The organism is Sorangium sp. So ce1153 (assembly GCF_051521595.1).
GTDB lineage: Bacteria > Myxococcota_A > Polyangia > Polyangiales > Polyangiaceae > Sorangium.
Map to the genome: position 1 here is coordinate 5,180,551 of NZ_CP150361.1, position 14,506 is coordinate 5,195,056.

Here is a 14,506-nt window from a genome sequence, read left to right on the forward strand (position 1 = left end):
CCGAGCCAAGCGCCGCCGGCGCGGAAGTCTCAGAGTCCGAGCGCCAGCTTCGCGGCAGCGTACGACCCGGCGTGCGGGATCCCCATCGCGTCGAGCACCGGCACCATGTTGGCGCCGCCCGCGGCCTCCGTGAAGTAGACGAGGATGCTGTTGCCGGTCCGCTCCACGTTCTGTGTGCAGCTGTTGAAATCGTACTGGTGCTGCGGATGGAAGATTCCGTGCATGAAGCTCTCGGTGAGCAGCCCGGCGTTCTTCACGTGCCAGAAATAGCAGTTGCCGACGTCGTGCGTCCTCGTGAGCTCGGTGCACCCTGTATCGAAGTCGATCCCGGTCAGGCCGAGCGGGCCGAAGTCCTCGACCGGCAGGTATTCCGTCAGGAACGCCAGCGCATCGGCGATGCCCTCGTTGAGGCACGAGTCGTCGCCGGAGATGGAGGAGGTGACCTCATCGTACAGCTCGTGGGCGTTCTCGTGCGCGAACCGCGGCATCGCCGCGTTGGGGATGCCGCCCTTGTGGGCGATGAACGGCGGGTTCCCGTAGTTGATCGTGATGGTCCCGTTGCCGTACGAGAAGTTGCCCTCGCCCATGACCCCGCCCAGCTCGGAGGGCACGAAGAACGCATGGAGCTTCTCGGAGGTGATGTCGGTCATCTCTCGCTCGATCGAGACGGCGTCCAGCCCCTGCGCGTGCAGATCCGCCGCGGCGGTCCCTGTGTTGTACGAAGGGTGGCGGAAGAACGCGCTGTCCATGACCGCCGAGCTCGTCAGCGTGCTCTCGAACGTGAGGGGCGTCGTCCCGTTCCAGACCGGCGCCACGTCGTAGTAGCTGAGCAGCACGTCGAGGTCCGAGTGCAGGACCAGGCGCGGCGCATACGAGTACGTCACGAAGCTGGCGTTCACCGTGGCGGAGCCGGAAGCGAGGCGCAGCGTGGCGCCCTCGGGCAGCGTCAGGGGCAGGAAAACGCCGCTGATCGGGGTGCCGTCGACGTTCGGCACCACCGTTGTCTGCCGGACCGGCGTACACAGCGGGTTGCTCGCCGGGCAAACGTAGACGACGACCGGGGCGGCCGTCGCGCAGGGGGCCGCGTCGCAGTACTCGAGCCACGGCGGCAGCGGCGCCTGAGCGACAGGCGGGCTGGTGTCGAAGGCGTCCAGCCGGTCCAGGAGGTGCGGGCCGCTGCCGGACGGCACGTTCAGCGTGATCGAGAACGACACGTCGGGCGCTCCGGCGGAGAGGGCCTGCTGGACCGCCGGCGGGACAGTGAACGAGAGCCGGTGGAAGGTGCCCTGCGCGAGGCCGGTCAGCGATCTCGCGCCCAGGCTCTGCGACACGCCCCTGGAGGGCGCCTGCACGGCCACGGAGACCTCGCCGGCCCACCAGGGGTTCGGCTGCTGGGCCGGCACGCGGACGTCGAGCGAGACAGCGCCCTTGATCGGCTCGTCGATCGCGAGCGGCGCGCGCTGGATCACCGTGTACCCGGCGCCCGCGACCGAGAGGGCGTGCTCGCCATCGCTCCGCGTGGCGCTCAGCGACAGCGTGCCCGCGCTGGCCGTCCAGCCGCTCAGCGACTCGAACCCGAGCGCCGCGGCCGCTCCGGCGCTCAGGGCCGAGGCGGCATCGGAGCTGTCGTCCCACGTGGCGACTTCCTCTCCCGAGCAGGCGGACAGGAGGACGCTCCCCCAGACTGCCGCTGATGCAATCAGATGACGCATTCGACTTCTCCTCGATCGAAGTGGCCGGATCGCGAGGCTGCCTCCGGCAGCCAGCTCGATAGGTGTCTTCCGGTGGACTGTCAAGCTCACGTGGTCGACGTGATCGGTCGATCCAACGTGGGCCAACGTGGGTTGTGAATGTTAATTACTCCTAAGTAATGTTGCGCCTGCGTGATCGGGTGATCGATCGCGAGCGACGCACGCGCGCCCCGCGGGCCGCGCGGGAGTCCAGGGCCTGCGCGGCGTGCGGGGCGCGCTGGCGCCTTTATTTTGCTCCCGGCTGGCGGTACGATGCCGCGCGAGCGGACCCGGGGCGGCGCCCTCTGCCCCGGAGGTCGCTCGTGCCACGGCCGCTCGCGAGCCGGACACGTCGCCCGAGGAGATCGCAACGATGAAGATGACCTTCCGCTGGTACGGCGAGAACGACCCCGTGAAGCTCGAGTACATCCGCCAGATCCCCGGGATCTACGGCATCGTCTCGGCGATATACGACGTGCCGGTCGGGGAGGTGTGGCCGCTCGAGCGGCTGGAGGCGCTCCGGGCGCGCATCGAGGGCGTCGGCCTCAGGTTCGAGGTGGTGGAGAGCGTGCCGGTGCACGAGGACATCAAGCTCGGCAAGCCGACCCGGGATCGGCTGATCGAGAGCTTCTGCCAGAACATCCGCAACTGCGCGGCCGTCGGCGTGAAGGTGATCTGTTACAACTTCATGCCGGTGTTCGACTGGACCCGCACCGAGATGGCGAGGGAGCTGCCCGACGGCTCGCTGACCCTGGCCTTCGACGCCGACGCGGTGGCGAAGATCGACCCGGAGCAGGGCATCGCGCTGCCCGGCTGGGACACGAGCTACAGGCCGGAGCAGCTCCGCGCCATCCTCGACGAGTACCGGAGCGTCCGTGAAGAGGCGCTCTGGGAGCACCTGGCCTACTTCCTCGAGCGCATCATCCCTGTCGCCGAGGAGGTCGGCGTCCGCATGGGCATGCACCCGGACGACCCGCCCCGGCCGATCTTCGGCCTGCCGCGCATCATCAAGAACCGCGACGACCTGATGCGCCTCGTGAAGATCGTCGACGCGCCGGCCAACGGCATCACGCTGTGCTCGGGCTCGCTGGGCGCCGACCTGTGCAACAACATCGTGTCGCTCGTCCACGAGTTCGGCGGCATGGGCCGCATTCCGTTCGGCCACCTGCGCAACGTGGCGGTCCAGGAGGACGGCACCTTCTTCGAGTCGGCCCACCTGTCCTGTGACGGCTCGCTCGACATGGCCGCCATCGTGAAGGCGTACCACGACGTCGGCTTCGACGGCTACGTGCGCCCGGACCACGGCCGCATGATCTGGGGCGAGACCGGCAAACCGGGCTATGGGCTCTACGACCGCGCGCTGGGCCTCGTCTACCTCAACGGTCTGTGGGAGGCGACGCGCAAGCTCGCGCCCAGACCGGCCAGCAAGCCGACCACGCCCGCGTGAGCGGGTGAGCGGGTGAGCGGGTGAGCGGTCGTTCGCGGTGAGCGCGGACCGCGAACGACCGCGGTGAGCGCTCACCGCGACTCTGGATCTTTCCTCCGGTGATGCCGACCTCGCGGGCGATCCGGTCTCGAGCCCGATGATCGAGCGAAGGTCGCGTGGTAGCGTCGCCGCAGGGGTCAGCGATGCTGCGACAGAGATCGAGCGTGTTCGGGGTGACAGCGCTGCTCACCGCGCTGATCGCGTGTGGCGAGGGCTCGGGCGCCGGCGCTGCCGGCGACGGTGGCGCCGGCCAGGCCGCAGCGACAGGCAGTGACGCCACGGGCGCTGGCGCCACGGGCGGTGATCCTCCCGCGAGCGCCGGCGGCGGCGGCGGCGCTGCTGCTGGCGGCGGGACCGGCGGGGGCGCGGGCGGCGCGGGGGCCGGCTCCGGCGCCGGGGGGAGCGGGGGCGCGGCGCCGGGCGCGCCCGAGGGCTTCATCCTCGGCGCGGACATCTCGTGGGTGCAGGAGCGCGAGGCAGGAGGCAAGGTGTTCCGCGACGTCGACCCGATGACCGGGCAGCTCGTCGAGAAGGACATCCTCGAGATCCTGAAGGCGCATGGGTTCAACTGGATCCGCCTGCGCCTGTTCAACGACCCCACGGCGATCTACGCCGACCCGGCCGTCGACGACGACCCCTATTCGCGCGAGGGCTTCTGCGGTCTCGCGCGCACCATCGAGATGGCGCAGCGCGTGAAGCGGGCGAACATGGGCTTGCTGCTCGACCTTCACTACAGCGACGTGTGGGCCGACCCCGACGATCAACACAAGCCCGTCGCCTGGACGGAGCTCGAGGGCGAGGCGCTGGCGAGCGCCGTGCGCGAGTTCACGCGCGACACGATCGAGCAGCTGAGCGCCGCCGGGGCGCGCCCGGACATGGTCCAGATCGGCAACGAGATCCCGCAAGGTTTGCTGTGGCCCGACGGCTTCGTCACGGGGCGCGCGTTCGAGGGGCTCGGCTCGCTCCTGAAGGCCGGCATCCAGGGCGTGAAGGACGTCGACGACGCGATCACGATCATGCTCCACCTTGACCGCTGCAACGACAACGCGGCCACGCGCTGGTGGGTCGACGGCGTGCTCGGGCAAGGCGTCGAGTTCGATGTGCTCGGCCAGTCCTGTTACACCGAGTACCAGGGGCCGCCTTCGGAGTGGCAGGCGAACTTCGATGACCTCGTGACGCGCTACCCGGCCCTGAAGTTCGTCGTGGCGGAGTATTCGTGGGAGAAGCGCGCCGCCAACGACCTGATGTTCAACATCCCGGACCGGCGCGGGCTCGGCACCTTCATCTGGGAGCCGACCGAGTACCACGAGCGCATCTTCGAGCCCGACGGCGACATCATCGAGGCCATGATCGCCCCCTACGATCAGATGAAGGTCGACTACAAGGACTTCTAGACGACCGATCTCGTTGAACAAGCGAGAAGTTAACCGCCAAGACGCCAAAAGAACGCCAAGGACGCCAAGATATAATTCTCTTCTTGGCGTTCTTGGCGTTCTTGGCGTCTTGGCGGTTCAAATTTCTGCTCTTTCATGCAGTTTTAACCCGGTCGTCGCTCCAGCCGCCCCGCGAGCGGACGAGCTCCGGGGCAGCGCGCGACCCGCTCGCCACCGCCTCACGCCCGGCTGCGGCGTCACCGAGCCTGGAGGCGGTGGTGCGCTGCGGCTCCCTTGATACGTGACCGGTGTCTCTGCGCTTCACTTTTTCATGGGAGCGCGGTTCGCACACGCGGCAGCAGCGGTGAGCGAGGATTGTTCTGCTATCCACGGCACGGTCGGGCAATGGTACCGATAAAATCCGCCAGACACATCCGCGATTAAAATGGATATGACCGGGAGCAAAAACATGCTATCTGGGAAACTTGACGACTTGAAGCACTTGATCGGCAGAGCTCGCAGGCTCCCCCCGGATTCGCTTATTCATCTCTGGTAGAATTCTGCGGCTCGGCCGGTCGGACCATGGAGGATCTTCATGAGCATCGCCCGCTCGCTTGGCTACTTCTCGGCTTCTCTCGCGTGCTGCCTGCTTGCATGTACCGTCGAGCCTCTCGATGACGAGCACAGCGACTCTCTGGACTCCGCGCTGAACAGCGCTGACTCCACGATGTCGGCGGAGCTCGCGCTGCAATCCGAGTGGGGGAGCGGGTACTGCGCGAGCGTGACGATCAAGAACACGAGCACCGCCCGGACCACCAGCTGGGGCGTGACCGTCGGGCTCAACGGCTCCACGGTGAACAACTCGTGGAACGCGCGCCTCGCCTCGTCGGGCGGGCAGTTCACCGCGACCAATGAGTCTTACAACGGCGCGCTGAACGCGGGCGCGTCGACGTCCTTTGGCTTCTGTGCGAACGGCAGCGGCAGGCCGGGGCTCGTCTCGGTCAACGGCAGCGGCGGCACGGGTACCGGCGCTTCCTCGAGCAGCAGCTCCAGCTCCTCGTCGAGCAGCAGCTCCAGCTCGAGCAGCAGCTCCAGCTCCTCGTCGAGCAGCGGCGCGGGCGGCGCGGGCGGCGCGGGCGGCTCCGGCGGTGCGGGCGGCTCCGGTGGCTCCGGCGGCTCCGGCGGCTCCGGCGGCTCGGGTGGCTCCGGCGGTGGCGGCACCGGCACGAAGTTCGTCGGCAACATCACGACCAACGGCGCCGTGCGCGACGGCTTCTCGCGCTACTGGAACCAGATCACGCCCGAGAACGAGGGCAAGTGGGGCTCCGTCGAGAGCTCCCGCGGCTCGAAGAACTGGGCAGCGCTCGACCGGATCTACAACTACGCGAAGTCGAACAACGTCATCTTCAAGCAGCACGTCTTCGTGTGGGGTGCCCAGCAGCCCAGCTGGCTCTCGGGTCTCTCCGGGGCGGATCAGCAGGCGGCGGTCAAGGACTGGATGCGGTCGTTCTGCGCGCGCTACCCCGACACCAAGTACATCGACGTCGTCAACGAGCCGCCGCCCCACACCACGCCTTCCTACAAGAACGGCATCGGCGGCGACGGCGCCAGCGGCTACGACTGGATCGTCAACTCCTTCAAGTGGGCGCGCGAGTACTGCCCGAACGCGGTCCTCATCCTCAACGACTACAACAACATCGAGTACGAGGGCGAGCACCAGAACTTCATGAAGATCGCGCGGGCGGTGATCAACGCGGGCGCCCCGGTCGACGCGCTCGGCGCGCAGGCCCATGACGCCTACAGGATCAACACCACCACCGTGAAGGGGTACATCGACAAGCTCGCCTCGCTGGGCAAGCCCGTCTACATCACCGAGTACGACATCGGCATCGCCGACGACAACCAGCAGAAGCGGGTGATGGAGGAGCAGTTCACGATGTTCTGGAACCACCCCTCCGTGAAGGGCATCACGCTCTGGGGTTACATCGTCGGCGCCACCTGGAGGGACAACACCGGCCTCCAGCAGTCGAGCGGCGCCATGCGGCCGGCCATGAGCTGGCTCATGAGCTTCCTCGGACGCTGACGGTCCGGAGGGAGCGGCCGCTGCGCCGGCATCGCTCCGCCGCGCCGCCCTTCAGGCTCCTGCCGCCTCGTACGTCGAGCGCCAGAAGTCCACGAAGGCCGGCGGCGCGGTGGGCGAGTCCATCAGGCGCTGGGTCATCAGCACGCCGATCACGCCTGTCTCCGGATCCCAGTAGCACGAGGTGCCATAGCCGCCGTCCCAGCCGAGGCCGCGCGGCTCGCCCGGCTTCGACCGGGTGACGACGGAGAGCGCATAGCCCCAGCCGCGGCTGTCCCAGAAGCCGGGGCTGAAGGGCGAGATGGCCTTCTGCTCCGGGGTGATGTGGTCGGTGGTCATCAGCTCGACCGAGCGCTCGGAGAGGACCCGTTTGCCCCCGTGAGCGCCCCTGTTCAGCATCATCCTGGCGAACGCGAGGACGTCGTCGGCCGTCGAGACCAGGCCCCCGGAGGCCGACGGGAACCCGGGCGCGCGGCTGAACCGGCTCTCGGGGCCGGCGGGATCGAAGATCGCGAGCTGCCCTGTCCCGTGGTTCCGGACGTAACAGGCGGGCAGGCGATGGAGCTTGTCCGCCGGCACGCTGAAGCCGGTGTCCTTCATCCCCAGCGGCTCGAAGAGCCGTTCGCGGAGGAAGGCCTCCAGCGGCTGGCCCGAGGCCCTGGAGAGCAGCACGCCGAGCACGGTCAGGGCCGTGTCGTACATCCACGCTTCGCCCGGGTGGCGCATCAGCGGCAGCGAGCCCAGGCCCTTCAGCCAGGCGTCGGGGCTCGGCGCCTCCGGGATTCGCGGCCCGACCGCCACGCCCTTCTCCCTCATGGCCTGGACGATCGGGTAGTCGCCCGGCGCCATGATCGCGCCGATGCCCATGCGCAGGGTGAGGAGGTCGCTGACGAGGATCGGGCGCCGCGCCGGCTCGGTGTCGTCCACGGGGCCGTTCAGGGCCTTGAGGACCCTGCGGTTCGCGAGCTCCGGTAGCAAGGAGTCCACCGGCTCATCGAGCCGGAGCGTCCCGTCCTCGACCAGCATCATCGCCGCCGCGCCGGCGATCGGCTTGGTGAGCGAGGCGATCCGGAAGATCGTGTCGCGCTGCACCGGCCCGGCGTCGCCGAAGGCCATCTTGCCGATCGCCTCGGCGTGCGTCGCGCCGCCCCGGCTGACCACCGTGACGACGCCGGGCAGATCGCCCCGCTGCACGTGCGCGGCCATCGCCGCGCGCATCCGCCCCAGCCCCGCCTCGGAGAACCCGCTCTCGCCCATCGCCCGCTCCTCCTCTGCACCGGGGCGACATGCGCCCCCGAGCCCTGTGGCCACCAGCGCAGCGATCCCTGCCTGCGCCCGGTGACGATCGACGCGCCGCAATCTCGCGCCCGCGCCGTCACCCCGCACACCGCGCAGGGTCACCTGCTGATATCGTTTGCGAACCAGTTTCGTTTAGCAACCGGTTGCAGGGTAGAACCACTGGTGCGAAAGTGCAACCGGTTTTCGGAGAGCCGCTGGATGAGCGCCACCCACCGATCGGGCTGCCCGATCAATCTCTCGCTCGAGGTGTTCGGGGACCGCTGGAGCCTGATCGTCCTGCGGGACATGATGTTCGGCGGTCGCCGCCACTTCCGTGAGCTGCTCACGCGGTCGGAGGAGGGGATCTCCTCGAACATCCTCGCGGATCGCCTGAAGTCGCTGCTGGAGTTGGGGATGATCACGAAGGCCGACGACCCCACGCACAAGCAGAAGGCGGTCTACAGCCTGACGGAGAGGGCGATCGAGCTGGTGCCGATCTTCGCGCACCTGGGCGCGTGGGGGCGCCGGCACCTGCCGGCCAGCGAGGAGCTCAGCATCCGCGCGCAGCTCCTGGAGGAGGGCGGCCCGGCGCTGTGGGACCGGTTCATGGCCGAGCTGCGCGAGGCCCACCTCGGCGCGCCCGCGAACCGCGTGGGGCCGACCGTCGCCGAGCAGCTGCAGGCGGCCTACGAGGAGGTCTGCGCGCGAAGGGCGGCGCGGGCATCGCGCGCGGCGCGGGGGCGATGACGGCGCCGACCGTCCGATCCGTACGACGACGCGGCCTCCGAGGCGACGGCGGCCGTGGAGACGCTCGAGGAGCTGTTCACGCCGCAGTTCCTGGAAACCCTGCGGCACGACGAGGTGGACCACGGCACCTCGGTCAACCTGAGCTTGCCGAAGGTGATCGAGCAGTTCGCCGCGATCACCGACTGACGTCCAGCTAACCTTGGAACGTGACTGGCACGTACTACGTAAGCCACGTAGGACGACGAGCCGCAGCTCGTGGCGAGCCGTGGAAAAGGGGCTCCAGAGCTGGACCCCGATCGAACGAGAGGGAGCGCTCGGCGGGTTGTCAGATGGACCAGCGCGGGTACCATGACGCTCATGGAGTCGCACATTTCCGCAGCTGACGCCGCCCAGATGTTCCCCGACGTGATCGAGCGCGTCCGCTCGCAGGGAGAGGTGTTCGTCGTCGAAAGCGAAGGTGAGCCGATCTGTCGGATCGAGCCCATCGCCCCCGCACGGCGCACGGTCCGGGATCTCGTTCGGCTGCTACAATCCGCGCCGCCTCCGGATGACGCCTACCTCGATGCCGTCGAGGAGATCGCACAGAACCAGCCGACGCTGCCGGAGACGCCATGGGAGCGCTGATCGACTCCAGCGTGCTCATCGCGGCCGAGCGTGGAAAGCTCGATCTCGAGCAGGTGCTCCGTGACCACGGGGACGAGCCTGTGGCCATCGCGATGATCACCGCGTCGGAGCTCTTGCATGGAGTCCATCGAGCGGTCGAACCCTCTCAACGCGCCCGACGAGAAGCGTTCGTCGAGCGGCTGCTTGGCCACTGTCCTTGATTCCGTTCGACCTCGTGGTCGCGCGCGTGCACGCCCGCCTTTCCGCTGAGCTCGCGGCGAAGGGCTCGCCCGTCGGCGCGCACGATCTGCTGATTGCGGCGACCGCGCTCGCTGTGGGGTATGACGTGGCGACTCGAGACGAGCGCAGCTTTCCGAGGATTCCGGGGCTGACGGTGCTTCGCTGGTAGTCGAGCTTCTGTCCCGACACCGCTGACGCGTCGAACCAGCTGCGGAGCCGCCCGAGGCAGACGTCGGACGGACCCACTGCTGCTCGGGCGACCGGCGCCGGGCGAGCGCTCAGTCCACCGTCATCGAACAGCTTTTGCGAGGAGCTGTCATGACATGGGCCCGAGGATCGCCGGTGTCCACGAAGGAAGTGTCTCTCTCGGGGGCGGAACGTCCATGTCTGCCTCGCGCACCCGCACCGTGTGCTCGCGGGTGCGTCCCTGGGTGACGCGCCCGCGAGCACGCGCCTTGCCGTGCGGGGTCGGAGCACCGCCGTGCGCGCCCGTTGCGCCGCGCGGCGAGGGACGCGCTGCCCACGGGGCGAGGAACCTCATGTCCAGCCTGAGCACGGAGAGCACACCCCGGGAGCGCCTGGATCGCGCGATCAGCGTCCTCGGCCGGGTGCGGATGTACTGGCGCGGGGCGGCCGCGATGATCGCGGTCGGGCTCTCGATCTCCCTCGCCCTGGCGCTCGTCACCAAGCGGGTGTGGCGGAGCGAGGCCACCATCCTCTACCGCGAGACCATCCAGACCGGCCGCGACCCGCAGAGCAGCACCGCGCGCGCGGCGCGCCTCGGGCCGAAGCTCAAGGACACGCTCACCGCGCGCGGGACGCTCGCCGGCGTCATCGAGGCGTTCGGGCTGTACCCGGAGAAGACCGCCCGCTCGATGGTCGAGGCCGTCGAGGAGATCAAGAACCACGTGGGCTTCCGCGCGCAGAGCAGCGACACGTACGTGATCTCCTTCACCCACGACGACCCGCGCGTCGCGCAGCAGGTCGCCGCCCGGCTCACGCAGATCCTTGTCGACGATTACCGCCGCGACAGCCTCGGCGCGGCCACGATGACCCGCGACTTCCTGCGGCGAGAGCTCGCCGAGGCGAGCGCCAAGGTCGACGAGGCGAGCCGCGCGCTGGCGACGTTCCTCGCCAGGAACCCGCAGTTCCAGTGGGGGCTCAACGACTCGCCCTACGCGCCCGCGCCCCAGCCGCTCGGCCCGCCCGGCGCCCCCGCGCCCGCGGCCGCCCGGCTCGCGCCCGCGTCGCCGGCTCGTCCGGTCGACCCGCAGCTCGCGGCGCTCGAGCGGCAGCTCGCCCGGGTCGAGGCGCTGCTCGGGGTCGTGCGGTCGCCCGCGGCGGCGCCGGGGCAGCCGCTGCCCCAGAGCGTCGTCGAGGCGCAGCGGGCCCGCGACGCGGCCGCCGCGGCGGTCGCGTCGGCCGAGGCGGCGCTCGCCGAGAAGCTCACGACCGTGACCCCGATCCACCCGGACGCCATCACCGCGAAGCGCCGCGCCGAGGCGGCCAGGAGCCAGCTCGCGGCCGCCGAGAGCGCGCTCGGGCTGGTGCGCGCGGGCCTCACCGAGGTGCCGCGCGACGAGGCGCGCGCGCTCACGCCAGCGCGCCGGGCGGCGCTCGAGGCGGAGCGGAGCGCGCTGCTCCGGCAGATCGCGGGCCTGCGGGCGCGCGGTGGCGGCGGCGTCAGGGCGGCGGCGGGCGGCGAGGCGCGGCGCGCGGCGGGGGGCGAGGGCGGGCGCGCGGCGGGGGGCGAGGGCGGGCGCGCGGCGGCGGGGGTCGACGCGGGCACGGAGGAGCGCGTCGTCGAGCTCGAGACGGAGTGGCACCGGCTCCGCCTCGAGCTCGAGCGGGCGCGCGAGTACCTGAAGGCCGTGCAGGCGAACGAGCGCGCCGCGGACCTGTCCGCGGACGCCGCCGAGAACAAGAGCGAGACCGAGCTCGACATCCTCGACCCCGCCTACCTGCCGAGCCGGCCCGATCGCGGCCGGGGGCGCGTCTTCTTCGCGGGCGCCGCGGTGACGTTCTTCTTCGCGCTCGGCGTGGCCGGGACCCGCGTGCTGCTCAACGACACGCTGTACGACGGCGGCGACATCCACGCGCTCGGCGGCCCGTCCCTGCTGGCCGAGATGCCGGAGCTCCCGGCGTGCCCGCCGCTCCGCGAGCGGCCGATCGTGCCGGCGTATGGGGCGGAGGCGGCCGGCGAGGCCGCGTATGGCGCTGAGGCGGCCAGCGAGGCCGTGTATGGCACCGAGGCGGTCGGCGAGGCCGCGTATGGCGCTGAGGCGGCCGGCGACTCCGCATACGGCGGAGAGCCGGCCAGCGCGCCGGCGGAGCCGGACGCCGCGCCGCCCGACCTTGCCCAGGAGGAAGCGCTCCCGGACGACCTGGATCTCGACGACGCCGATGTCCTCCCCGAGGCCTCCTGGAGCGCGCCCGCTGCGTCGCTCGCCTGCGTGGGCGCACGCCACCTCGCGTACGCCGGCGGCGCGGCGTTCAGCGAGCCCGAGGTGGAGATCCTCGGCGCCGACGTCGACCCCGAGGGGTACGGGGTCTTCGAGCTGCTCAGGGGCGCGCCCGCGCCGGCGCTCGGGGCGCTCCGCGTCCTGCGGCACCGGCTCGATCAGCGCCGGGGCGGCGAGCCGCTCGCCGTCGCGGTGGTGAGCCCCGGCCGGGCCGAGGGCAAGACAGCGCTCGCCGTCCGCCTCGCGATGACGCTCGCCGAGGCCGAGCGCGCGCGCGTCCTGCTCGTCGAGGGCCACCTCGCGCGCCCGCGGGTCGCGGCGCTCCTCGGGCTCCGGCTGCCGGCGCACGCGGGCTTCTCGGAGCAGCTCCGGCGGCGGATGGCCGGCCAGGCGCGCCCCCTCGGCGTCGTCGCCGTCAGCCCGTCGCTCTCGGTGCTCGCGGAGCCGTCGCTCGAGGCGAGCTACCCCGCGGCGCTCCACTCGGTCCACTTCGAGGCCGCGCTGCGCACGCTCCGCCGCCACTACGACTACGTGGTGATCGACGGCCCGCCGGTCCTCGGCTCGGGCGACGCGAACGTCATCGAGGACGCCTCCGACGGCGTCCTCCTCGTCGCGCGCGCCTCGCTGACGCGCGCGTCATCGCTCACGAGGGCCGCCGAGCAGCTCGGCGAGCGCCGCATCCTCGGCGTGCTCCTGAACGACGTCTCGCCGAGGCCGGTCGCGAGGAAGCGGATCGCGGCGGAAGAGAGGACGGCGTAGCGCGGCGGAAGAGCAGGCGGCGTAGCGCGGCGGAAGAGCAGGCGGCGTAGCGCGGCGGAAGAGCAGGCGGCGTGCGCGGCGAGCAGCAAGCCTCCCGCTGCCGCGCGATCGGCCAGGACGAGCGGGCGCGCTGGCTGCCCGGTCTTCAGCTGTTCGCGGGCAGGAACGTCCCGTGGAAGGTCTGCGGCGACGCATGGGGCAGGTGGACCCGCGCGAGCGGCGCGTCGTCGAGGTGCGCCGCGTCCCAGACGTGGACGGCGCTCTTCCTGGCCTTCACGTCGGTGACCAGGGCGAGCACGTGGCCGTCCCCCTCGGGAGCGCCGGGAGAACGCGGCACGAAGACCGGCTCCGAGGGCAGCTCGTGGCGCTCGAGGTTCGCCCGGGTGATCGCGCCCGTGCCGATGTCGACGCGCGCGACGGCGTTCCCTTGCGCACCATCGGCCCGCCCCTCCGCGGCGAGGAAGACCACGCGGTGCCGCTCCCCCTCGACCCGCGGGTCGCAGCGCGGGAACTCGCCGCGGACGCCGCCGAGGTCCTCCACCACGAGCTGCTCGCGCGCGGCGCGGACGCGGTGGCGCACGAGGACGCCGCCCTCGACCGAGGAGAGCTCGGGGCGGTCCGTGTCCTTGCCGATGGCGCCGAGCGTGCCGAGCCCGGGGTAGCGGACGAGGTCGACGACGAGGTCCTCGCCGTCGTCGTAGGCGTTGGCGAAGTGCCACTGGAAGAACGCGTCGACGCGGAAGCGGCGCACGCGGGACACGTCGTCGATGTCGACCACGATCACCTCCGTGCCCCGGCGGGGCTCGTAGCGCACCCAGGAGTCGAAGCCTCCCCAGCGCAGGAGCGCGCGCCCCACCCGGATGACCGCGGGCGAGACGAAGAAGACGAGGTGCCGCCGGGTGGCGCAGAAGTCGTGGAGCATCACCGGCGCCGAGAGCGGCACCGCGCCGAGAGACCGCGCGCGCCCGTCGTCGTCGACCGCATAGAGGTCGAGCTGGGGCGTGCGGCCGTACCGGACGCCGAAGTTGTAGCTGGTCTTCCGGGCGGCGACGCGGTGCGGGTGGGCCGAGAAGGTGGGGCCGAGCGCGCCGCCGAGATCGCTCTCGCCCCGGGTGTCGAGGGTCGCCGGATCGAGCTCCGTCGGCCTGGAGCTCTCCACGAGCGCGAACAGACGGCCGCCGGCGACGAAGGGGCTCGTGTTCGCGACGTTCTTGCGCTCCTTGCCCTGCAGGGCGCGGAGCACGCGCGTGGGCCAGGAGAGCGACGAGCCGTAGAGGCGCCGGCCGGCCGCGAGCTCCTCGACGAGCTGACGGCTGCGCACCAGGCGGTGCGCGCCCTCCGCCCGGCCGCCCGAGAGCCGCACGGCGAGCATGCCCCCGTCCGCCTCGAAGGGGTGCAGCACGCGGACGCCGAAGAGGGTGGCGCGGGCCGGGCCCACGCGAAACAGCGTGCCCTCGAGGCCTTCGGGCAGCGCTCCCTCGACCGCGAGCGGCGTGAAGCCGTACTCGGCCTCGAGGTCGGTCAGGTGGTCGAAGGCGCGCGCCGCCTCCGGGGCAGCGCGGCCCGCGCCGGCGAAGGCAGCGTCGAGGGCGGCGTCGGGGACGGGGGCGGACAGGGCGATGGACATGGAACCTCCGGTAGGGCGGATGTGATCGGCGATCACATCGCGTTCGGATGATGTAATCATCGATCACATTAGCGCAAGCTGGATCGTACGCGGCGGCGTCGCCGGGCGTCCTGGGCCTTCC

12 protein-coding genes are annotated in these 14,506 nt (G+C 70.9%); 9 read left to right on the forward strand and 3 right to left on the reverse strand.

Annotated features, from left to right (window positions below):
• Positions 1–29: 29 nt before the first annotated feature.
• Entirely contained in the window at positions 30–1,712 is a 1,683-nt protein-coding gene (locus WME85_RS18475; protein ID WP_437839924.1) for a hypothetical protein, read from the reverse strand.
• 391 nt (positions 1,713–2,103) lie between these two features.
• Between WME85_RS18475 and uxuA the strand changes: the two genes are divergently transcribed.
• The 3 genes from uxuA to WME85_RS18490 all read left to right on the forward strand — a co-directional run bounded on the left by uxuA (position 2,104) and on the right by WME85_RS18490 (position 6,672).
• On the forward strand, positions 2,104–3,177 hold the full coding sequence (gene uxuA / locus WME85_RS18480; RefSeq protein WP_437839925.1) for a mannonate dehydratase: 1,074 nt from the start codon (positions 2,104–2,106) through the stop codon (positions 3,175–3,177).
• Positions 3,178–3,359: 182 nt separating this feature from the next.
• The gene (locus WME85_RS18485; RefSeq protein WP_437839926.1) at positions 3,360–4,610 is read left to right on the forward strand and encodes a glycosyl hydrolase 53 family protein; all 1,251 of its coding nucleotides are present in this window, start codon (positions 3,360–3,362) and stop codon (positions 4,608–4,610) included.
• A 574-nt stretch (positions 4,611–5,184) separates the two neighbouring features.
• A complete protein-coding gene (locus tag WME85_RS18490) occupies positions 5,185–6,672 on the forward strand; it encodes an endo-1,4-beta-xylanase (RefSeq protein ID WP_437839927.1) in 1,488 nt (495 codons plus the stop codon).
• A gap of 51 nt (positions 6,673–6,723) precedes the next feature.
• Here the strand turns inward: WME85_RS18490 and WME85_RS18495 are convergent, their stop codons facing one another.
• On the reverse strand, positions 6,724–7,926 hold the full coding sequence (locus tag WME85_RS18495; protein ID WP_437839928.1) for a serine hydrolase domain-containing protein: 1,203 nt from the start codon (positions 7,924–7,926) through the stop codon (positions 6,724–6,726).
• Positions 7,927–8,166: 240 nt separating this feature from the next.
• Here WME85_RS18495 and WME85_RS18500 point away from each other — a divergent pair, with 240 nt between their 5' ends.
• The 6 genes from WME85_RS18500 (at position 8,167) to WME85_RS18525 (ending at position 12,758) form a co-directional block, all read left to right on the forward strand.
• Complete coding sequence (locus tag WME85_RS18500; protein ID WP_437839929.1) at positions 8,167–8,694, forward strand: winged helix-turn-helix transcriptional regulator; 528 nt, start codon at positions 8,167–8,169, stop codon at positions 8,692–8,694.
• 54 nt (positions 8,695–8,748) lie between these two features.
• Positions 8,749–8,880 (forward strand): hypothetical protein, encoded by a 132-nt coding sequence (locus WME85_RS18505; protein WP_437839930.1) that lies wholly within the window; start codon positions 8,749–8,751, stop codon positions 8,878–8,880.
• A 162-nt stretch (positions 8,881–9,042) separates the two neighbouring features.
• Entirely contained in the window at positions 9,043–9,318 is a 276-nt protein-coding gene (locus tag WME85_RS18510; RefSeq protein ID WP_437839931.1) for a hypothetical protein, read from the forward strand.
• The gene (locus tag WME85_RS18515) at positions 9,306–9,518 is read left to right on the forward strand and encodes a hypothetical protein (RefSeq protein ID WP_437839932.1); all 213 of its coding nucleotides are present in this window, start codon (positions 9,306–9,308) and stop codon (positions 9,516–9,518) included. The genes WME85_RS18510 and WME85_RS18515 overlap by 13 nt, the downstream gene beginning before the upstream one ends.
• The gene (locus WME85_RS18520) at positions 9,515–9,706 is read left to right on the forward strand and encodes a PIN domain-containing protein (protein WP_437839933.1); all 192 of its coding nucleotides are present in this window, start codon (positions 9,515–9,517) and stop codon (positions 9,704–9,706) included. The genes WME85_RS18515 and WME85_RS18520 overlap by 4 nt, the downstream gene beginning before the upstream one ends.
• A 370-nt stretch (positions 9,707–10,076) precedes the next feature.
• Positions 10,077–12,758 (forward strand): hypothetical protein, encoded by a 2,682-nt coding sequence (locus WME85_RS18525; RefSeq protein ID WP_437839934.1) that lies wholly within the window; start codon positions 10,077–10,079, stop codon positions 12,756–12,758.
• A gap of 145 nt (positions 12,759–12,903) precedes the next feature.
• On the opposite strand, the gene WME85_RS18530 is transcribed toward WME85_RS18525, so the two are convergent.
• Positions 12,904–14,385 carry a carotenoid oxygenase family protein gene (locus WME85_RS18530; RefSeq protein ID WP_437839935.1) on the reverse strand — a complete coding sequence of 494 codons (1,482 nt, stop codon included), beginning with the start codon at positions 14,383–14,385 and terminating at the stop codon, positions 12,904–12,906.
• Positions 14,386–14,506: the final 121 nt, after the last annotated feature.